The organism is Rhizobium sp. CF122 (assembly GCF_000282035.1).
In the GTDB taxonomy this organism is placed as follows: Bacteria; Pseudomonadota; Alphaproteobacteria; order Rhizobiales; family Rhizobiaceae; genus Rhizobium.
The window spans coordinates 1-18,427 of sequence record NZ_AKKA01000079.1 but is presented as its reverse complement, the minus strand read 5'-3'; the positions used below and the strand labels follow the sequence as shown (position 1 = coordinate 18,427).

Sequence of the window (18,427 nt, the reverse complement as noted above, 5' to 3'; positions counted from 1 at the left end):
AAGACCATGGAGCTGTTCGGAGTCCACAACCCGGCGATAGAGCTGGCGACGATCGGTTTGGGGAGTGCAAACAGCGCTCGCTATAACTTTACGGCCGCCTCCCTCTATGAAGAATCGATTCGCCGGGGTGAGGCTGAACTCACCGCGCATGGTGCGTTGCGCGCGTTGACGGGTCAGCACACCGGCCGCTCGCCGAGGGACAAGTTCGTCGTTCGTGACGCCAACACCGACGGTCAGATCTGGTGGGACAACAACAAGCCGATGTCGCCGGAGAACTTCGCGCTCCTGAAGCAGGACATGCTCGCGCACGCCGCCGGCAAGGATCTGTTCGTTCAGGATCTCATCGGCGGTGCCGATGAGAAGAATGCGCTGCCGACGCGTGTCGTCACCGAGTTGGCCTGGCATTCGCTGTTCATTCGTAACCTGCTGATCCGCCCGGAGCGCTCGACCCTCAAATCTTTCGCTCCGAAGCTGACGATCATCAACCTGCCGACCTTCAAGGCCGACCCCGAGCGCTATGGCTGCCGCACGGAAACCGTCATCGCTTGCGACCTGACGAATGGCGAAGTGCTGATCGCCGGCACCTTCTATGCCGGCGAGATGAAGAAGTCGGTTTTCACCGTGCTGAACTATCTGCTCCCGGCAAAGGGGGTGATGCCGATGCACTGCTCGGCCAATGTTGGCCCGGCTGACGATGCCGCGGTCTTCTTCGGCCTCTCGGGCACCGGCAAGACGACGCTCTCGGCCGATCCAGCTCGCACGCTGATCGGTGACGACGAGCATGGTTGGGGCGAGGACGGCATCTTCAATTTCGAGGGTGGCTGCTACGCCAAGACCATCCGTCTGTCGGCGGAAGCGGAACCGGAAATCTATGCAACGACGCAGCGTTTCGGCACCGTTCTCGAGAACGTCGTTCTGAACGATCAGCGCGAACCTGATTTCAACGATGGCTCGCTGACGGAAAACACGCGCTGTGCCTACCCGCTGGATTTCATTCCGAACGCCTCGAAGACCGGTCTTGCCGGTCACCCGAAGACGATCATCATGCTGACTGCCGATGCCTTCGGCGTCATGCCGCCGATCGCCAAATTGACGCCGGATCAGGCCATGTACCACTTCCTGTCGGGCTACACCGCCAAGGTGGCCGGCACCGAGCGGGGCGTGACCGAGCCGGAAGCGACCTTCTCGACCTGCTTCGGTGCGCCGTTCATGCCACGCCATCCGTCGGAATACGGCAATCTCCTGAAGGATCTCATCGGCCGCCACGGGGTTGAATGCTGGCTGGTCAACACCGGCTGGACCGGCGGCGCTTACGGCACCGGAAAGCGCATGCCGATCAAGGCAACGCGCACGCTGCTTGCCGCAGCGCTCTCGGGCGAACTCGGCAAGGCGGACTTCCGCCTTGATCCGAATTTCGGCTTCGCGGTTCCCGTCGCGGTGCCGGGCGTCGAGACTGCCATCCTCGATCCGCGTTCCACGTGGCAGGATCCGATCGCCTATGACGCACAGGCCGGCAAGCTCGTGACGATGTTCATCGAGAACTTCGCCAAGTTCGAAGGCCACGTCGATGGCGGGGTGCGCGATGCGGCCCCGGGGTTTCGCGCCGCGGCTGAATGACGCGCCAAAACATTGATGATTCACGTGAAACCCGGCGGCGTTCGCCGGGTTTCTTTGTCTGTTCCCAAGCGCCGGCCGATGTGAGATAGAAATCGCATGGCCAGCGACCCGCTTTACATCAACGATCGAATCACCATCGCCGGATGGGAGTTGACGGAGCAGTTCGTCCTGGCGGGTGGCCCCGGCGGACAGAACGTCAACAAGGTCTCGACATCAGTCCAGCTGTTCTTCAACATTCCCAACTCACCCTCCCTGAATGAGCGCGTGAAGGTGAATGCCGTGAAGCTTGCTGGCAAGCGCCTGTCGAAAGAAGGTGTGCTGATGATCGAGGCAAGCCGCTTCCGCAGCCAGGATCGCAACCGCGAAGACGCGCGTGAGCGGCTGAAGGAGCTGATTCTCGAGGCGGCAAAACCGCCGCCGCCGCCCCGTAAGAAAACCAAGCCGACAAAAGGATCGATCGAACGCCGGCTGAAGGAGAAGTCGGGCCGCGCCGAGGTGAAGAAGATGCGTGGGCGCCCGCTCGGAGATTGATATGCTGAAGCTGCCGAACGGCGTCAGTCACCTTCCGGACTGCCTGGACCGACCGCGGCAGCAGGCATTGGTCGATATCATCCGGTCGATCGTGGCGGACGCACCGCTTTTCGTGCCCGTCATGCCCGGCACCGGCAAGCCGATGTCGGTGCGTATGACGAATTGTGGGCCGCTCGGCTGGGTCACGGACAAGGAGCGCGGCTATCGCTACCAGTCAACTCATCCCGTTACGGGCAAGCCCTGGCCGGATATGCCCACGGAGTTGCTGGAAATCTGGAACGACGTCTCCGGTTGCGACAAGCCTCTGCAGGCCTGCCTCATCAACTTCTATTCCGACGAGGCGCGCATGGGCCTGCATCAGGACAAGGACGAACAGGATCTCGCAGCACCGGTGGTGTCGATATCGCTCGGTAACAGCTGCCTCTTTCGCGTCGGTGGTCTAGCGCGCAACGACCGTACGCTTTCCTTCAAACTTTCAAGCGGCGATGTCGTGGTCTTGGGCGCGGAAGGGCGCCTTTGTTTCCACGGCGTCGACAAGGTCTATCCATCGACATCGACGCTGCTGAAAAACGGTGGCCGGATTAATCTCACACTTCGCCGGGTAACGCCTTAGAGTTTCCTCAGGGCCACCTGTTCGATCAGGTGATTGTTGCCCTTGCGCAGGATCAGGTCGGCGCGCGGACGCGTCGGCAGGATGTTTTCCCGCAGGTTCTTCAGGTTGATGTTTTCCCAGAGGCCTTCGGCGATCGTCAGCGCCTCCTTCTCGCTGATCGAAGCATAGCGATGGAAGAAGGAGTGGGGATCGCGAAACGCCGTTTCACGCAGCCGCATGAAGCGCGTCACGTACCAGTCGTGAATCCGGCTTTCGTCCGCATCGATGTAGATGGAAAAGTCGAAGAAGTCGGAGACCATGGGCACGATCTTGCCGCCGGCCGGCAGGTCGCGCGATTGCAGGACGTTGATGCCCTCGAAGATCAGGATGTCCGGCCGGTCGACGATCTTGTATTCGTTCGGAAGGACGTCATAGACCAGATGCGAATAGGATGGCGCTTTGACGTTCGGCTGTCCGGCCTTGATCGCGGCCAGGAAGCGCAAGATCGCGCCGGTATCATAGCTCTCGGGAAAGCCCTTGCGCTGCATCAGGTTTTCACGCTGCAGCACGGCGTTCGGGTGCAGGAAGCCGTCGGTGGTCACGAGATCCACCTTCGGGCTGGATGGCCAGCGCGTCAGCAGTTCCTTCAGGATACGGGCAGTTGTCGATTTGCCGACGGCCACCGAACCCGCGATGCCGATCACGAACGGCGTCTTCGCGACGTCAGAGAGACTGAGGAAGCGGTTGCGCTGCTCGAAAAGCAACTGCGACGATTCCACATGGGCAGAGAGAAGGCGCGAAAGCGACAGATAGATCCGCCGCACTTCATCAAGGTCGATCGGGTCGCCCATGGAGCGCAGCCGCTTGACCTCGTCCCCTTTCAGGGTCAGCGGCGTATCCGCACGGAAGCGCGCCCATTCCTCGGAGGAAAAGAAGTGGTAGGGCGAATAGGCATTCGCCTGAAAATGATCGAGCGTCTCGGGCGCTCCGATGAGCTGTCTAGCGATACTCATGAACTTTGCCGGCTCGCCTTTTCCTTCAGGCCGGATTGAGCGGTACGGCGCTCAAGCTCCGCCATGACAGTTTGCAACGGAATGCCCGCCACCTTCAATACGACCAATAGGTGATAGAGCAGGTCGGCGGCTTCATAGGTGAGGTTCTCGCGGTCATCGGCGATCGCCGCCATCACGGCCTCGATTGCCTCCTCGCCGAGTTTCTTGGCAGCTTTCGGCTGACCGGCGGAAACAAGCTTTGCCGTCCAGGATTCCTCCGGCGAGGCCTTGGATCGTGCATCGACAATCTTTTCCAGGTCGGCGAGGGTAAATTCACTCATGATTCCGCTTTCCACTCAGTCCAGACGCATGTCGATGCCGCAGGACGACATATAGCGCTTCGCTTCGCCGACGGAATAGGTGCCGAAGTGGAAGATCGATGCGGCCAGAACGGCGTTGGCATGTCCTTGCTTGACGCCCGCCACGAGATCGTCGAGGTCGCCGACGCCGCCCGAGGCGATAACCGGCACCCGAACCGAATCCGCAATGGCCCGCGTCAGCTCGAGATCGTAGCCGACCTTCGTTCCGTCGCGGTCCATCGAGGTAACAAGCAGTTCACCGGCCCCACGCTCGACCATTTTCCGAGCGAAATCCACGGCGTCGGTGCCGGTCGCATTGCGGCCGCCATGCGTATAGATCTCCCAGGCGCTGACATCGCCTTGCGCCGGCGTAGTCCGTCGCTTTGCATCAATCGAAACGACGATGCACTGGTCGCCGAACTTATCCGCCGCTTCCGCAACGAAATCCGGATTGTTGACGGCGGCCGAATTGATCGAAACCTTGTCCGCGCCGCAAAGCAGCAGCTTGCGAATGTCAGCGATGGTGCGAACGCCGCCGCCGACGGTGACAGGCATGAAGCACTGCTCGGCGGTACGAGCCACGACGTCGAAGATCGTTTCGCGATTGTCCGAAGAAGCGGTGATGTCGAGGAAGCAGAGCTCGTCGGCGCCGGCAGCATCATAAGCCTTGGCGGCCTCGACCGGATCTCCGGCATCTACCAGATTGACGAAGTTGACACCCTTGACGACGCGGCCGTCCTTGACGTCGAGGCACGGAATGACACGGGCCTTCAGGGTCATTGAGCAATCTCCTTTGCGCGTGCGGTCGAAATCAGCGCCAGCGCCTCGTTCGGATCGATACGTCCATCATACAGCGCGCGGCCGGAGATCGCACCTTCGAGCTTGCGTGCGTCGGGCTCGAGCATCCGCTTCACGTCCTCGATCGAAGCGAGGCCGCCGGACGCGATCACCGGGATCGATACGGCTTCGGCAAGTTCGAGCGTCGACGCCCAATTGATGCCGGCGAGGATGCCATCGCGATCGATGTCGGTATAAATGATCGCGGCAACGCCGGCACCTTCGAACTTCTTCGCCAGCTCGATGACGCCGAGCTCGGATGCTTCGGCCCAACCCTCAACGGCAACTTTGCCGCGCTTGGCATCGATGCCGACGGCAACGCGGCCGGGAAACTTCTTGCAGGCTTCGATCACCAGTGCCGGATCGCGAACGGCGATGGTGCCGAGAATGACGCGGGCGAGGCCACGCGACAGCCAGTTCTCGATATGGTCGAGCGTGCGGATGCCACCGCCGAGCTGGACGGGGTTCTTCGTCGCCTTCAGGATCGCATCGACTGCCGCGCCATTGACGCTTTCACCGGCAAAAGCGCCATTCAAATCAACGACATGCAGCCACTCGAATCCCTGATCTTCAAACGCCTTCGCCTGGGCACCAGGGTCGGGATTATAGACGGTCGCTTGGTCCATATCGCCGAGTTTGAGGCGAACGCACTGACCGTCTTTGAGGTCGATTGCAGGAAATAGGATCATTCTGTCTGTCCTTGCAGTGCGCGAGCCTAAGGCTTCCAGCGCAGGAAATTGGCAATCAGGGCGAGGCCGAGCTTCTGGCTCTTTTCGGGATGGAACTGGGCTCCCGCTAGGTTGTCGCGGCCGACGAAAGCAGTGATCGGTCCGCCGTAATCGGCCGTCGCAATTACGTCGCCGGGGTTCTTCGCCGCCAGATGATACGAATGCACAAAATAGGCATGCAGCCCATCCGGCCCGGTCGGAATGCTGTCGAACAGCGGGTGAGGGGATTTCAGATCCAGCGTATTCCAGCCGATTTGCGGAATCTTCAGATTGGCGTCCGCAGGCGTCATTTCAACGACGTCACCGGGAATCCAGTCGAAACCATCAGTGACAGTCTTCTCGAGACCGCGCGACGACATCAGCTGCATGCCGACACAAATGCCAAGAAACGGCCGGGCCTTCTTCTCGACCGCATCGATCAGTGCTTCCGACATACCGGAAACGGCATCGAGCCCGCGCCGGCAGTCGGCATAGGCGCCGACACCCGGCAGCACCACGCGATCGGCGGCCGCTACGGCCTCGGCCCTGTCAGTCAGATCGATCACAGCATCGATGCCAGCTTCCCGCGCGGCTCGTTCAAAGGCCTTTGTCGCCGAACGCAGATTGCCGGAACCGTAATCTATAATTGCGACGCGCATCAGCGTCCTCCATCAAAACCAAAGAGACCGAGCGAGGTGGCGTTGCCGTGTCGCGGGGCATGGGATGTGGGATCCCATTGCGGCGAGGGCGCCGCGCGGCTGTCGCCGGTGTCGGTCGGAACATTCGAAAAGTAGATCTCTTCCGCGGTCCGCAGCGAGTCGGCCGAAACCAGGTCGGCTTCGTTCCAGCCCTTCGCGACCAGATTGCGTACACGAAGGTTCTGGCCCTCGAGCGCGACCAGCAGACTGGTGCCGAAGGTGATGGCGACGCCGACTGGCCAGAGGTCTGCGCGGTCTGCCAGAGCACCGCCGAGGCTCTGCAGGAGAAATGCCGCAATGGCGTAAAGCCAGAGCCGGTGGAAGGCCAGCCATATCCAAGGGAAGAGAAACCCGAGCACGGTGAACCCGTCGCGGATGAAGCGCGTCTTCTCGTGGTTGGTGTCCGTTCCGCCGGGCGCGGTCAGCACCAGGTAGCTGGAAGTCATATCGTCAAGCTCCCTCGGGGGGCTCAGACGAGCGTGCCCTTCGTCGAGGGAACACGGCCCGCCTGCCTCGGATCTATCTCTGTCGCCGTACGCAGCGCGCGGGCAACGGCCTTGAAGCATGTCTCCGCAATATGGTGGTTGTTGGCACCATAATGGTTGAGAATATGCAAGGTGATGCCGGCGTTCTGGGCAAGCGCCTGGAAGAATTCGCGAACGAGCTCGGTGTCGAATGTGCCGATCTTCGGCGCGCTGAAGGCGACGTTCCAGACGAGGAAGGGACGACCGGAAAGGTCTACGGCTGCCTTCGTCATCGTCTCGTCCATGGCGAGATCGATCGATGCGTAGCGCGTGATACCGCGGCGGTCGCCGAGTGCCTTGGCAATCGCCTGGCCGATCGCGATGCCGGTGTCTTCGACCGTGTGATGATCGTCGATATGCAGATCACCCTCGGTCTCGATCTCCATGTCGATGAGCGAATGTCGTGACAATTGGTCGAGCATATGGTCGAAGAAGCCGACGCCAGTCGAAATCTTCGACTTTCCGGTGCCGTCGAGATTGACGGAAACGGAAACCGAAGTCTCGTTCGTCTTGCGGGACACGGTACCCGTGCGGCTTGCTGCGGTCTCGGCCATATGGCTGCTCCATCGGGAAATACGGGCGTTCCTTATCAGGCAAGCCGCTAAATATCCAGAACCGCGGAGCCAGAAAACGACGCCATTTGCAATCGGCATTCACGCACTTACATAGGGCTCGACAGGGCCGGTGTTCGGCCCGACGTAGCGAGCCCGGGCAGACGGGCAAAGGTGTATTGATGACAACGATTATTACAGTCCGAAAGGGCGGCAAGGTCATCATGGCCGGCGACGGCCAGGTGAGCCTCGGCCAGACCGTGATGAAAGGCAATGCCCGCAAGGTGCGGCGCATTGGCAAGGGCGAAGTCATTGCCGGTTTCGCGGGCGCCACCGCGGACGCCTTCACGCTTCTCGAGCGGCTTGAAAAGAAGCTCGAGCAATATCCGGGCCAGCTGATGCGCGCGGCCGTCGAGCTCGCCAAGGATTGGCGCACGGACAAGTACCTCCGCAATCTCGAAGCCATGATGCTCGTCGCCGACAAGCAGGTGACGCTGGCGATCACGGGCAACGGTGACGTTCTTGAGCCGGAGCATGGTGCCATGGCGATCGGTTCGGGCGGCAATTTTGCGCTCGCTGCAGCTCGCGCCCTGATGGACACGGACAAATCAGCGGAAGAGGTGGCGCGTCGCGCCCTCGATATTGCCGCCGATATTTGCGTCTACACGAACCATAGTGTGGTGGTGGAAACCCTGGATGCTGAAAGCTGAGCACGCCCCGAATTACCGTTTCCGCGACATCAGCCATGAGGATTTTGGCCTCGTGGCAAAATGGCTGGCAGAGCCGCATGTTGCGAAATGGTGGGGCGCGCCCGAGACAGAGCTTGCGTCGATCGAAGAGGCGATGGAGAGCGTCGAGACAAGGCCGATGATCGTGGAAATGGATGGGCAGCCGATAGGCTACCTGCAAAGCTATGATCCTCATCTGGAAGACGGTCATCCCTATCAGGATCAGCCGAAGGGGACGCTGGGCGTCGATATTTCGATCGGAGTTCCCGAGCTGACGGGCAAGGGTCATGGCACGGCCATCATCCGCCAGTTGGCGGCTGAGCTCTTTGCGAGCGGCGCCAGGCGCATCGTGATCGATCCGGATCCCGAAAACCGTCAGGCGATCAGGGCCTACGAAAAAGCAGGCTTCCACTACGTCGATACAAGAACTTCCATTTACGGTCCGGCGCATTTCATGGCGTTGGACGCACCCGGAGTAACGGACACATGACCACTTTTTCCCCTCGCGAGATCGTTTCCGAGCTCGATCGCTATATTATCGGCCAGCATGAGGCCAAGCGCGCGGTGGCAATCGCGTTGCGCAATCGTTGGCGCCGCCATCAGCTCGATCCAGATCTGCGCGACGAAGTCATGCCCAAGAACATCCTGATGATCGGTCCGACTGGTGTCGGCAAGACGGAAATCTCCCGCCGTCTCGCCAAACTGGCGGGTGCGCCCTTCATCAAGGTCGAAGCGACTAAGTTCACCGAAGTCGGCTATGTCGGCCGCGACGTCGAGCAGATCATCCGCGACCTCGTCGAGGTCGGCATCGGGCTCGCCCGCGAGAAGAAGCGCAGCGAAGTTCAGGCCAAGGCGCATATGAGTGCGGAAGAGCGCGTTCTCGATGCGCTCGTCGGTGCCACGGCCTCGCCGGCGACGCGCGACAGCTTCCGCAAGAAGTTGCGCAGCGGCGAGCTTGACGACAAGGAGATCGATATCGAAATCGCCGATACCGCCACCGGTATGGGTGGCTTCGACATTCCCGGCATGCCTGGCGCCAACATTGGCGTGCTCAACCTTTCCGAAATGTTCGGTAGGGCGATGGGCGGCCGCACCAAGAAGGTCCGCACGACGGTCAAGGCGTCCTATACGGATCTGATCCGTGACGAGTCCGACAAGCTGATCGACAACGAAGTCATCCAGCGCGACGCGGTCCGTGCGGTCGAGAATGACGGCATCGTCTTCCTCGACGAGATCGACAAGATCGCTGCTCGCGACGGCGGGATGGGTGCTGGCGTTTCGCGAGAAGGCGTGCAGCGCGACCTTCTTCCGCTGGTCGAAGGTACGACGGTGTCGACGAAGTACGGCCCAGTGAAGACGGACCACGTCCTTTTCATCGCCTCCGGCGCATTCCATGTCTCCAAGCCGTCCGATCTGTTGCCGGAATTGCAAGGTCGTCTGCCGATCCGCGTCGAGCTGCGCGCGCTCACCAAGGAAGACTTCCGCCGTATCCTGACGGAAACCGAGGCGAGCCTTATCCGCCAGTACAAGGCGCTGATGGAGACCGAGGGCCTCAGCCTCGAGTTCACGGATAACGGCATCGATGCCTTGGCCGATGTCGCTGTCCACCTGAACTCCTCGGTCGAAAACATCGGCGCACGCCGCCTCCAGACCGTCATGGAACGTGTTTTGGATGAAATCTCCTTCAACGCTCCGGATCGCGGCGGCTCGACCGTGGCGATCGATGCCGACTATGTCCGCAAGCACGTCGGCGACCTAGCGCAGAACACGGATCTGTCCCGCTTCATCCTGTGATGAACAAGCATCGGGTCATGTCTTTACTGATGTGATGCGGCGATTTTGACAGCTTGAACTCTCGACAGCGGGCCTTTTACTTTTTAGTGAAGGGCCCGTTTAGTTGTGGGCGCCAGCATCATTCGGCCAAGATTGTGGTCCAGTCAGCGCGTTTCGCGACAATGCCATGAACCGATGGGAACGCTGATAGTGCGACGCCTTCTGACAAGCCTCCTGATTGCTGCTGCCGTGCTGACCACGGCGCCCGCTTTTGCCATGCAAGTGGTACCGCCAGGCAATCGTCATGCAGAGCAACCGGATGTTCCAGGCGCCTCGGTTCGCCGCACCAAAGGCACGAAGACCTCGTTCGATCGCAAATACGAGAAGGTCCGTGACCTTCTGGCGTCGGATCACGAGCTGACGGGCAAGATCAAGAAGATTTCGGCCGCTTACGGCATCGACCCAATCCACGTGATCGGCGCGATTGTTGGCGAGCACACCTATAATGTCGACGCCTATGACCGCTTGCAGTCTTATTATGTGAAGGCCGCATCCTACGCCGGCGAGAGCTTCCGCTTTGCCTATAATGGCGAGGACGTGGACGACTTCATCAAGCGACCGCAGTTCGCCGAATGCAACGGCAAGGGCGATTCCTACACGCTTTGGAGCTGCCGCGAGGATATCTGGGAGAGCGATTTCCGCGGCAAGACGGTCGACGGCAAGAGCTTCCCGAACAACCGCTTCAGCGCCGTTTTCTTCCAGCCCTTCTACGCCGGTCAGACCTTCGGGCTTGGCCAGATCAACCCGCTGACGGCCCTCATGCTCTCGGACCTCGTCTCCAAGGTGTCGGGCTATGGGAAGCTGAACGAGAAAGATGCCGGTTCCGTCTACAAGGCGATCATGGAGCCTGATGTCTCGCTCGCTTTCGTTGCCGCCTCCATCCGTCGGTCGATCGACGACTACAAGCAGATCGCCGACATGGATATCTCCAGAAATCCAGGCCTGACCGCCACGCTCTACAATGTCGGCAATTCGCGCCAGCGCGCGGCCGCTCTTGCCGCCAAGAACCACGCTTCGGGCGAAACGGTCTGGCCTGAAGAGAACTATTACGGCTGGTTGGTCAATGATAAACTGGACGAGTTGGAGCGCCTGCTCTAGCTTTTGCCTTGCCGGAAGAGCTTAAAAATCTTCCGCGAAAGGCTGAATTCTCATGGACATGCGTCCGGATCCATTTGAGCCACCAGCGCCGCTGCCGCGAACAGTGCCGCCGGGCCGTCTTGAGATCATCCGCACGATCCTGCGCAACCCACTGGAGCTCTGGGGTGAGCCTTCCTATACGCTCCCGTGGATCCAGACGCGGTTCTTTCGTGAAAGAACCCTGATCGTCAACGATCCCGGCCTGATCCGCCATGTTCTCGTCGACAATGCCGCGAACTACCGTATGTCGGACATTCGCCAGCTTATCCTGCGTCCCATCCTGCGCGACGGACTGCTGACGGCGGAAGGGGATGTTTGGAAGCGCTCGCGCAAGGCGGTTGCACCAGTTTTCACGCCGCGCCATGCAAGCGGCTTTGCCGGGCAGATGCTGCGTCAGTCCGAGGACTATGCGAGGAAATACGAGGCGGCCGGCAGCGAGGGCAAGGTCTTCGAGATCGCCGCCGACATGACGGAGCTGACCTTCGCCATTCTCGCCGATACGCTGTTTTCGGGTGAGATCGTCACCTCCTCCGACAGCTTTGCCGATGACGTCAACGCCCTCTTGCACCGAATGGGGCGCGTCGATCCGATGGACTTGCTGCGCGCGCCGTCCTGGGTTCCGCGCGTGACCCGCATCGGTGGCCAGAAGGTGCTCGACAAGTTCCGCAACATTGTGCGCCAGACCATGGACGCCCGGCTCGCGCGCATGCGGGCCGATCGAACTGCCGCGCCGGACGACTTCCTGACCCTCCTCCTTGAGCAGGCCGAAAGCGGCGGACTGACAAATGACGAAATCGAAGACAATATTCTCACCTTCATCGGTGCCGGCCATGAGACCACGGCACGCGCGCTCGCCTGGACCCTTTACTGCGTGGCAAATACGCCGCATTTCCGCGACGCGATGGAGGAAGAGATCGATCGCGTGCTGGCGCAGGACGTCGAGCCGGTGAAGTGGCTCGATCTGATGCCTTACACCCGCGCGGCGTTCGAAGAAGCGCTGCGGCTCTATCCGCCGGCACCGTCGATCAATCGCGCCGCCATTGCTGCCGATCGCTGGACCGACGCGAAAGGTGAAACGGTCGAGATCGAGTCCGGCGTCACCGTCCTCATCATGCCGTGGACACTACATCGCCACGAACTCTATTGGGACAAGCCGCGCGCCTACATGCCGGAGCGGTTCCTACCCGAGAATCGCGGCAAGATCGGTCGTTTCCAGTTCCTGCCGTTCGGCGCCGGCCCGCGCGTCTGTATCGGTGCAACCTTTGCCCTGCAGGAAGCCGTCATCGCTCTGGCGGTGCTCATGCATCGTTTCCGCTTCGATCTAACGGAGCAGACGAAGCCCTGGCCGGTGCAAAAGCTGACAACGCAGCCGCAAAACGGCCTGCCGATGCTCGTCACGCTGCGGTCTTTGCCTAAATCGGCATAAATCTTTCGAACTATTGCATAATTGACTATGAATGAAAGCCGGGCAAAGTGGCAGCATGCGAAAAACTGCGTGGGTGCTAGGAGACATTGAATGAGCCGCATCGATAAAAACGGTCTTGCTGTTGAAGCTGTCCTTTATGAGTTTCTGGTCAAGGAAGCGCTGCCCGGGCTGAAGATCGATACCGACAAGTTCTTTGCCGATTTCTCGGCCATCGTTCACGATCTGGCGCCGCGCAATCGGGAGCTGCTCGCAAAGCGCGATGCGCTCCAGCTTCGTATCGATGATTGGTACCGCCAGCACGGCGCGCCGACTGATATGGAAGCCTATCAGGCCTTCCTCCGAGACATTGGCTATATCCTGCCGGAGGGTTCCGACTTTCAGGTGACGACCACGAACGTCGATTCGGAAATCGCCTCGATCGCCGGACCGCAGCTTGTTGTCCCCGTTATGAATGCGCGCTACGCGCTGAATGCCGCCAACGCCCGCTGGGGCTCGCTCTACGATGCGCTCTATGGGACGGATGCGATTCCCGAGACCGACGGTGCCGAGAAGGGCAAGGGCTACAATCCGAAGCGCGGTGGGAAGGTCATTGCCTGGGTTCGCGATTTCCTCGACACCGCCGCTCCGCTCGACGGCTGGAGCTGGAAGGATGTTGCGACGTTTGCTGTCCGGGAGGGTGCTCTGGCCGTCACCTCAACCGATGGTGAGTATCTTTCACTGACCGATGCGGCGCACTTTGCCGGCTATCAAGGTGATGCCGCGACGCCGACTCACATCCTGCTGAAGAACAACGGCATCCATATCGACATCGTCATTGATGCCTCAACAGCGATCGGCAAGAGCGATCCGGCGCATATTTCCGACGTCTGGCTGGAATCAGCGATCACGACGATCATGGACTGCGAAGATTCGGTCGCGGCGGTCGATGCCGAAGACAAGGTCGTCGTCTATCGCAATTGGCTCGGCCTCATGAAGGGTGACCTTCAGGAAGAGGTATCGAAGGGCGGCTCGAGTTTCATTCGCAAACTCAATCCCGATCTACAGTACAGCGATCCGGCCGGCACGCCTTTCGAGGTGCATCGCCGCTCGCTGATGCTGGTGCGTAACGTCGGCCATCTCATGACGAATCCGGCTATCCTTGATCGCGACGGCAATGAAGTGCCGGAGGGCATCCTGGACGCGATGGTCACCGGCACGATTGCGCTCTACGACGTCGGCCCGAACGGCCGCCGCAAGAATTCCCGCACCGGCTCGGTCTACGTCGTCAAGCCGAAGATGCATGGCCCCGAGGAAGTCGCCTTCGCCGCCGAGATCTTCTCGCGCGTCGAGGACGCCCTCGGCATGGCTCGCAATACGATCAAGATGGGCATCATGGACGAGGAGCGCCGGACGACCGTCAATCTCAAGGAATGCATCCGTGCCGCCCGCGAACGTGTGGTCTTCATCAACACCGGTTTCCTGGATCGCACCGGGGATGAAATCCACACCTCAATGGAAGCCGGCCCGATGATCCGCAAAGGTGACATGAAGCAGGCCGCCTGGATCGCTGCCTACGAAAACTGGAATGTCGATATCGGCCTCGAATGCGGCCTCTCTGGCCATGCGCAGATCGGCAAGGGCATGTGGGCCATGCCGGATCTGATGGCGGCGATGCTGGAGCAGAAAATCGCGCACCCGAAGGCAGGCGCCAACACCGCCTGGGTTCCGTCCCCGACGGCCGCGACGCTGCACGCGACGCACTATCACCGCGTCAATGTCGCCCGTGTCCAGCATGGTCTCAAGGATCGTGCGCGCGCCAAGCTCTCCGATATTCTTTCGGTCCCCGTCGCGGTCCGTCCAAATTGGACGCCGGAGGAAATCCAGCGCGAACTCGACAACAATGCCCAAGGCATATTGGGTTACGTTGTCCGCTGGGTCGATCAGGGCGTCGGCTGCTCCAAGGTGCCTGACATCAACAATGTCGGCCTCATGGAGGACCGTGCGACGCTGCGTATTTCCGCCCAGCATATGGCCAACTGGCTGCACCACAAGGTCACGACCGAAGCGCAGATCGTCGAGACGATGAAGCGCATGGCCGCCGTCGTCGACCAGCAGAATGCCTCCGATCCAGCCTACGCGCCGATGGCTGCCGATTTCGACGGTTCGATTGCCTTCCAGGCGGCACTTGACCTTGTTTTAAAGGGCAGGGCGCAGCCGAACGGCTATACTGAGCCAGTCCTGCATCGCCGCCGCCTCGAGCTGAAAGCCAAGCAGGCGGCCTGACGAGGATAAATCAATAGAAAAGGCCGCCGAAACAATGTCCCGGCGGCCTTTTTAATACCCTATTTCAGCGACAGCTTACTGGATAACGATGACCTTCGAGGTCGTCTTGCCAGGGCGCACGCGGCTGTAGAGGTCGATGACGTCCTGGTTCATCAGGCGAATGCAGCCGGAGGAAGCAGCGGTGCCGATCGAAGCCCATTCCGGTGTACCGTGCAGGCGGAAGAGGGTATCCTGACCCTTTTCGTTGAAGAGGTACATGGCGCGCGCGCCAAGCGGGTTGCTGAGGCCCGGGCCCATGCCCTCCTCGACATACTTCGCGACTTCGGGCTTGCGCTCGGCCATTTCCTTCGGCGGGTGCCAAGTCGGCCATTCCTGCTTCCAGGCGACGTAGGCCGTGCCTTCCCATGCAAAGCCCTGCTTGCCGACGCCGATGCCGTAACGCATCGCCTTGCCGCCGGGCAGGATGTAGTAGAGGAAGCGCTCGCGCGTGTTGACGATGATCGTGCCCGGGCGTTCGGTGGTTTCGTAAGAGACGATCTGCCGGCGGAACTGCGGCTTAACCTTCTGGATCGGGATCGCCGGAAGCGAATATCCCGCATCCGTCGTCAGGCCGTAAGCGTCGTCGAAGATCTGCGCGGTCTGGACGGTCGGCCCCGGGGTGCCCTCGTCTTCGACGGAGGCGCTCTCGGTAGTCGAGGAGCAACCGGCCAGAGCGAGCGTCGCCATCAGGCCGAATACAGAAAATGCATTGCGGATGCGCATGGATGTCTCTTAAGAAATAGACTGGGAGGAACGGTCTTTTGAACCATCTTTGAATATGGTTTATTTTCGATTAACTTTGCCTTTGCAAGCTGTTGCAGTGCGGCAAAACCAATACGCAGCGGCAAATTAGAAGCGCATGGTTTTTTTGCAACAACGCGCGCGCCGGACCGATGGTTATCCATGACGATTTTGAGTGTTTACAATAACAATCCGTTAATAGACGGCCGGCAGTCGGACAGAGCTATGCTCGTGCGCCGCGGGACTCAGATTTTACTTCATGAGATGCGTCACGCCGTCTTGCCCGAACTGTCGCTTGCAAGCGGGCGACGGGCAGATCTGATCACCATTTCGGAGAAAGGCGAGATCTGGATCATCGAGATCAAGACCTCGATCGAGGATTTTCGTGTCGACCGCAAGTGGCCGGACTATCGCCTGCATTGTGATCGGCTGTTCTTCGCGACACACAAGGATGTTCCGCTCGATATCTTCCCTGACGATTGCGGCCTGTTTCTCTCTGACGGTTACGGCGCACATATGATCCGCGAAGCGCCGGAGCATCGCCTTGCGCCCGCCACACGCAAATCGGTCACCCTGAATTTCTCTCGCGCAGCTGCCCAGCGCCTGCTGCTGGCCGAGTGGGCAAACGGCAAGCCTTTCGAAGTCGACGATATCTAGAGTTATTTGGGCGCGCGCTTGGCAAGAATCCGCTGCAGCGTGCGGCGATGCATGTTGAGCCGCCGCGCCGTCTCCGAGACATTGCGCTCACACATCTCATAAACCCGCTGGATATGCTCCCAGCGTACCCGGTCGGCTGACATTGGGTTTTCCGGCAGCTCCGCCTTCTCGCCGGCCCGCTGCGTCAACGCGGCATATACGTCGTCGGCATCGGCAGGCTTTGCCAGGTAGTCGACGGCGCCGAGCTTCACCGCCGTGACGGCTGTCGCAATATTGCCGTAGCCGGTCAAAACGATGATCCGCGTGTCGTCCCGACGCTGCCGGATCGCCTCGATCACATCCAGCCCATTGCCGTCGCCAAGTCGTAGGTCGACGACAGCGTATTTCGGCGGATGGATCTTTGACTTGGCAACACCCTCGGCGACCGACTCGGCTGTCTCGACCTTAAAGCCGCGCGTCTCCATCGCGCGTGCCAGGCGGCGCAGAAACGGCCCGTCATCATCGACAATCAGCAGGCTGGCGTCCGGACCAATATGATCCGCATCTGCAAGGGAGGATTCGTGGTCAAGCTCGTTCATATTCGTCAATCCCGGCAACCGCCTGCCTGATATAAGTCAAGTATCCCGCTTTTCATTATGCCGATAGCGTCATTTTGTCGAATTTGCATCGATCAGCATGCGCGGCCATTCGACACGGACACGCGCTCCGGCCGTCTCCGGCATGCGGTTCTCGAACACAAGCGACGCGCCGGATCGCTCCAGAAGCGTCTTGGCGATGAAGAGGCCAAGTCCCAGCCCGCCGGCGCGGTCTTCCCGCTGTCTCTTTGTGACATAGGGTTCGCCAATCCGGGTCAGAATATCGGAAGAGTAGCCCTCGCCGTCGTCCTCGACCGTGATGAGGACTTTTCTAGCATCATGCTCGACCGTCACTGTGACCTTGGCGCGGGCGTAGTCGACGGCGTTTTCGATCAAATTGCCGAGCCCATACATGATACCGGCATTGCGATCGGTTACGGGCTCGCCCTTGCGCGGGCTCTTCTCGATCAGTTCGAGTTTGATGCCGAATTCCCTGTGTGGTGCCACGATCTCTTCCATCATGGATGAAAGCGGCAGCCGCCGAAGATGTGCCTCGCCTTCCGCGGAAAGTGTCGCCAGGCGCCGCAGGATATCGCGACACCGCTCACTCTGGCTGCGCAAGAGCTGCACATCCTCGCGAAAGCGATCGTCGTCTTTCAACTCTCGCTCCATCTCCTTGGCGACGACGCTGATAGTGGCGAGCGGCGTGCCAAGCTCGTGTGCTGCAGCGGCGGCAAGGCCGTCCAGCTGTGAAAGGTGTTTCTCCCGCTGCAGCACAAGTTCGGTTGCAGCCAAGGCGTCGGCCAGCTGGCTCGCCTCCATCGAGACGCGGTAGGCATAGAAGGCGGCGAAGGCCATGGTCGATGCGATCGAGCACCAGACGCCGAACTGCATCACGGTATGGACATTGATCTCGACCCCGTCGAACCACGGCAAGGGAAAGGGCGAGAAGGCGAGGATGGTAATGCAGACCATCGCAACGAGAATGAGCACCGTGCTGAAGCGGATCGGCTGCGATGCGAAGGAAATGATGACAGGAACACAGACGAGGGCGGCGAAGGGATTGGCAAGGCCACCAGTGATGAAGAGCAGCGCGCAAAGCTGCAGAAGGTCGAAGCCGAGCAGCGCGAAGGCCGCGCCCGGGTAGAGCCGATGCGTCGGCGGATAGCGGATCATCAGGTAGAAATTGACCGCTGCCAGTGCTGCGATCAGCACCGCGCATGCGATAAGCGGAAGCGGAAACTTCAGCCAGAAGGCAACGATGAACACCGTCACGGCCTGGCCACCGACGGCAAGCCACCTCAATCGCACCAGTGTCTGCAGTCTCAGGCGTCTGCTGCTGTGCCTATCCTCTTCCGGCGAACTCTCGACATTATCGACCATGTGGCATCCCTTGCTTGCTAGGGCTCATGTACCACGCGGTTTCACCCTTGTCGTCGGCATGGCGTCCTCCGGCCGCTCAGGCCAGGGGTGCTTGGGATAGCGGCCGCGCATCTCGGTGCGCACGTCCTTCCACGAGCCGGCCCAGAAGCCGGGCAGATCGCGGGTTGTCTGGATCGGCCTGTGCGCCGGCGATGTCAGCTCAAGGAGCAGCGGCAGGCGTCCGCCGCCGGTGACGACC

21 protein-coding genes are annotated in these 18,427 nt (G+C 60.5%); 10 read left to right on the top strand and 11 right to left on the bottom strand.

What is annotated here, in order from left to right; all coding sequences use genetic code 11:
* Window positions 1-6: 6 nt before the first annotated feature.
* From PMI09_RS19010 to PMI09_RS19000, 3 genes are all read left to right on the top strand, one after another.
* Window positions 7-1,617, top strand: coding sequence for a phosphoenolpyruvate carboxykinase (locus PMI09_RS19010; RefSeq protein WP_007798017.1), 1,611 nt, complete (start codon window positions 7-9; stop codon window positions 1,615-1,617).
* Between the two features lie 96 nt (window positions 1,618-1,713).
* Window positions 1,714-2,148: an alternative ribosome rescue aminoacyl-tRNA hydrolase ArfB gene (gene arfB / locus PMI09_RS19005; RefSeq protein WP_007798015.1), complete on the top strand. Its 435-nt coding sequence runs from the start codon at window positions 1,714-1,716 to the stop codon at window positions 2,146-2,148.
* A 1-nt stretch (window position 2,149) separates the two neighbouring features.
* On the top strand, window positions 2,150-2,761 hold the full coding sequence (locus PMI09_RS19000; protein ID WP_007798011.1) for an alpha-ketoglutarate-dependent dioxygenase AlkB family protein: 612 nt from the start codon (window positions 2,150-2,152) through the stop codon (window positions 2,759-2,761).
* Here PMI09_RS19000 and coaA read toward each other — a convergent pair.
* From coaA to hisB, 7 genes are read right to left on the bottom strand one after another with little or no spacing between them, the layout of a single operon-like run.
* Window positions 2,758-3,753: a type I pantothenate kinase gene (gene coaA, locus PMI09_RS18995; RefSeq protein ID WP_007798008.1), complete on the bottom strand. Its 996-nt coding sequence runs from the start codon at window positions 3,751-3,753 to the stop codon at window positions 2,758-2,760. The genes PMI09_RS19000 and coaA overlap by 4 nt on opposite strands.
* Window positions 3,750-4,073 (bottom strand): phosphoribosyl-ATP diphosphatase, encoded by a 324-nt coding sequence (locus PMI09_RS18990; RefSeq protein ID WP_007798005.1) that lies wholly within the window; start codon window positions 4,071-4,073, stop codon window positions 3,750-3,752. The genes coaA and PMI09_RS18990 overlap by 4 nt, the downstream gene beginning before the upstream one ends.
* A 15-nt stretch (window positions 4,074-4,088) precedes the next feature.
* Window positions 4,089-4,871 (bottom strand): imidazole glycerol phosphate synthase subunit HisF, encoded by a 783-nt coding sequence (gene hisF / locus PMI09_RS18985; RefSeq protein ID WP_007798002.1) that lies wholly within the window; start codon window positions 4,869-4,871, stop codon window positions 4,089-4,091.
* The gene (gene hisA / locus PMI09_RS18980) at window positions 4,868-5,617 is read right to left on the bottom strand and encodes a 1-(5-phosphoribosyl)-5-[(5-phosphoribosylamino)methylideneamino]imidazole-4-carboxamide isomerase (RefSeq protein WP_007797999.1); all 750 of its coding nucleotides are present in this window, start codon (window positions 5,615-5,617) and stop codon (window positions 4,868-4,870) included. Before hisA ends, hisF begins: the two co-directional genes overlap by 4 nt.
* A gap of 26 nt (window positions 5,618-5,643) precedes the next feature.
* Window positions 5,644-6,294, bottom strand: coding sequence for an imidazole glycerol phosphate synthase subunit HisH (gene hisH / locus PMI09_RS18975; protein ID WP_007797996.1), 651 nt, complete (start codon window positions 6,292-6,294; stop codon window positions 5,644-5,646).
* Complete coding sequence (locus tag PMI09_RS18970; RefSeq protein WP_007797993.1) at window positions 6,294-6,779, bottom strand: DUF2628 domain-containing protein; 486 nt, start codon at window positions 6,777-6,779, stop codon at window positions 6,294-6,296. Before PMI09_RS18970 ends, hisH begins: the two co-directional genes overlap by 1 nt.
* Before the next feature lie 23 nt (window positions 6,780-6,802).
* The gene (gene hisB / locus PMI09_RS18965) at window positions 6,803-7,411 is read right to left on the bottom strand and encodes an imidazoleglycerol-phosphate dehydratase HisB (protein ID WP_007797989.1); all 609 of its coding nucleotides are present in this window, start codon (window positions 7,409-7,411) and stop codon (window positions 6,803-6,805) included.
* Between the two features lie 179 nt (window positions 7,412-7,590).
* Between hisB and hslV the strand changes: the two genes are divergently transcribed.
* The 6 genes from hslV to PMI09_RS18935 all read left to right on the top strand — a co-directional run bounded on the left by hslV (window position 7,591) and on the right by PMI09_RS18935 (window position 14,794).
* Window positions 7,591-8,118, top strand: coding sequence for an ATP-dependent protease subunit HslV (gene hslV, locus PMI09_RS18960; RefSeq protein ID WP_007797985.1), 528 nt, complete (start codon window positions 7,591-7,593; stop codon window positions 8,116-8,118).
* Window positions 8,105-8,626 carry a GNAT family N-acetyltransferase gene (locus PMI09_RS18955; RefSeq protein ID WP_007797982.1) on the top strand — a complete coding sequence of 174 codons (522 nt, stop codon included), beginning with the start codon at window positions 8,105-8,107 and terminating at the stop codon, window positions 8,624-8,626. The genes hslV and PMI09_RS18955 overlap by 14 nt, the downstream gene beginning before the upstream one ends.
* Window positions 8,623-9,930, top strand: a complete 1,308-nt coding sequence (hslU, locus tag PMI09_RS18950) for an ATP-dependent protease ATPase subunit HslU (protein WP_007797980.1) — start codon at window positions 8,623-8,625, stop codon at window positions 9,928-9,930. Before PMI09_RS18955 ends, hslU begins: the two co-directional genes overlap by 4 nt.
* Window positions 9,931-10,119: 189 nt before the next feature.
* Window positions 10,120-11,067 (top strand): DUF1402 family protein, encoded by a 948-nt coding sequence (locus PMI09_RS18945; protein ID WP_007797976.1) that lies wholly within the window; start codon window positions 10,120-10,122, stop codon window positions 11,065-11,067.
* A gap of 52 nt (window positions 11,068-11,119) precedes the next feature.
* A complete protein-coding gene (locus tag PMI09_RS18940; RefSeq protein ID WP_007797974.1) occupies window positions 11,120-12,532 on the top strand; it encodes a cytochrome P450 in 1,413 nt (470 codons plus the stop codon).
* 90 nt (window positions 12,533-12,622) lie between these two features.
* The gene (locus tag PMI09_RS18935) at window positions 12,623-14,794 is read left to right on the top strand and encodes a malate synthase G (protein ID WP_007797972.1); all 2,172 of its coding nucleotides are present in this window, start codon (window positions 12,623-12,625) and stop codon (window positions 14,792-14,794) included.
* A gap of 75 nt (window positions 14,795-14,869) precedes the next feature.
* On the opposite strand, the gene PMI09_RS18930 is transcribed toward PMI09_RS18935, so the two are convergent.
* Window positions 14,870-15,556: a L,D-transpeptidase gene (locus PMI09_RS18930; protein ID WP_007797970.1), complete on the bottom strand. Its 687-nt coding sequence runs from the start codon at window positions 15,554-15,556 to the stop codon at window positions 14,870-14,872.
* A 180-nt stretch (window positions 15,557-15,736) separates the two neighbouring features.
* Between PMI09_RS18930 and PMI09_RS18925 the strand changes: the two genes are divergently transcribed.
* Window positions 15,737-16,231 carry an MmcB family DNA repair protein gene (locus tag PMI09_RS18925; protein ID WP_037083541.1) on the top strand — a complete coding sequence of 165 codons (495 nt, stop codon included), beginning with the start codon at window positions 15,737-15,739 and terminating at the stop codon, window positions 16,229-16,231.
* A gap of 2 nt (window positions 16,232-16,233) precedes the next feature.
* On the opposite strand, the gene PMI09_RS18920 is transcribed toward PMI09_RS18925, so the two are convergent.
* The 3 genes from PMI09_RS18920 to PMI09_RS18910 form a co-directional block, all read right to left on the bottom strand.
* A complete protein-coding gene (locus PMI09_RS18920) occupies window positions 16,234-16,809 on the bottom strand; it encodes an ActR/PrrA/RegA family redox response regulator transcription factor (protein WP_007797961.1) in 576 nt (191 codons plus the stop codon).
* A 69-nt stretch (window positions 16,810-16,878) separates the two neighbouring features.
* Window positions 16,879-18,189, bottom strand: coding sequence for an ActS/PrrB/RegB family redox-sensitive histidine kinase (locus tag PMI09_RS18915; protein ID WP_007797957.1), 1,311 nt, complete (start codon window positions 18,187-18,189; stop codon window positions 16,879-16,881).
* Window positions 18,190-18,213: 24 nt separating this feature from the next.
* Window positions 18,214-18,427 (bottom strand): ATP-dependent helicase C-terminal domain-containing protein (locus tag PMI09_RS18910; RefSeq protein WP_007797954.1); only part of this gene is annotated, 214 nt, incomplete at its 5' end.

Coding starts and splice junctions, on each gene's coding strand:
- PMI09_RS19010 (WP_007798017.1), top strand. CDS start 7: ATGGAGCTGTTCGGAGTCCACAACCCGGCGATAGAGCTGGCGACGATC.
- arfB (WP_007798015.1), top strand. CDS start 1,714: ATGGCCAGCGACCCGCTTTACATCAACGATCGAATCACCATCGCCGGA.
- PMI09_RS19000 (WP_007798011.1), top strand. CDS start 2,150: ATGCTGAAGCTGCCGAACGGCGTCAGTCACCTTCCGGACTGCCTGGAC.
- coaA (WP_007798008.1), bottom strand. CDS start 3,753: ATGAGTATCGCTAGACAGCTCATCGGAGCGCCCGAGACGCTCGATCAT.
- PMI09_RS18990 (WP_007798005.1), bottom strand. CDS start 4,073: ATGAGTGAATTTACCCTCGCCGACCTGGAAAAGATTGTCGATGCACGA.
- hisF (WP_007798002.1), bottom strand. CDS start 4,871: ATGACCCTGAAGGCCCGTGTCATTCCGTGCCTCGACGTCAAGGACGGC.
- hisA (WP_007797999.1), bottom strand. CDS start 5,617: ATGATCCTATTTCCTGCAATCGACCTCAAAGACGGTCAGTGCGTTCGC.
- hisH (WP_007797996.1), bottom strand. CDS start 6,294: ATGCGCGTCGCAATTATAGATTACGGTTCCGGCAATCTGCGTTCGGCG.
- PMI09_RS18970 (WP_007797993.1), bottom strand. CDS start 6,779: ATGACTTCCAGCTACCTGGTGCTGACCGCGCCCGGCGGAACGGACACC.
- hisB (WP_007797989.1), bottom strand. CDS start 7,411: ATGGCCGAGACCGCAGCAAGCCGCACGGGTACCGTGTCCCGCAAGACG.
- hslV (WP_007797985.1), top strand. CDS start 7,591: ATGACAACGATTATTACAGTCCGAAAGGGCGGCAAGGTCATCATGGCC.
- PMI09_RS18955 (WP_007797982.1), top strand. CDS start 8,105: ATGCTGAAAGCTGAGCACGCCCCGAATTACCGTTTCCGCGACATCAGC.
- hslU (WP_007797980.1), top strand. CDS start 8,623: ATGACCACTTTTTCCCCTCGCGAGATCGTTTCCGAGCTCGATCGCTAT.
- PMI09_RS18940 (WP_007797974.1), top strand. CDS start 11,120: ATGGACATGCGTCCGGATCCATTTGAGCCACCAGCGCCGCTGCCGCGA.
- PMI09_RS18935 (WP_007797972.1), top strand. CDS start 12,623: ATGAGCCGCATCGATAAAAACGGTCTTGCTGTTGAAGCTGTCCTTTAT.
- PMI09_RS18930 (WP_007797970.1), bottom strand. CDS start 15,556: ATGCGCATCCGCAATGCATTTTCTGTATTCGGCCTGATGGCGACGCTC.
- PMI09_RS18925 (WP_037083541.1), top strand. CDS start 15,737: ATGACGATTTTGAGTGTTTACAATAACAATCCGTTAATAGACGGCCGG.
- PMI09_RS18920 (WP_007797961.1), bottom strand. CDS start 16,809: ATGAACGAGCTTGACCACGAATCCTCCCTTGCAGATGCGGATCATATT.
- PMI09_RS18915 (WP_007797957.1), bottom strand. CDS start 18,189: ATGGTCGATAATGTCGAGAGTTCGCCGGAAGAGGATAGGCACAGCAGC.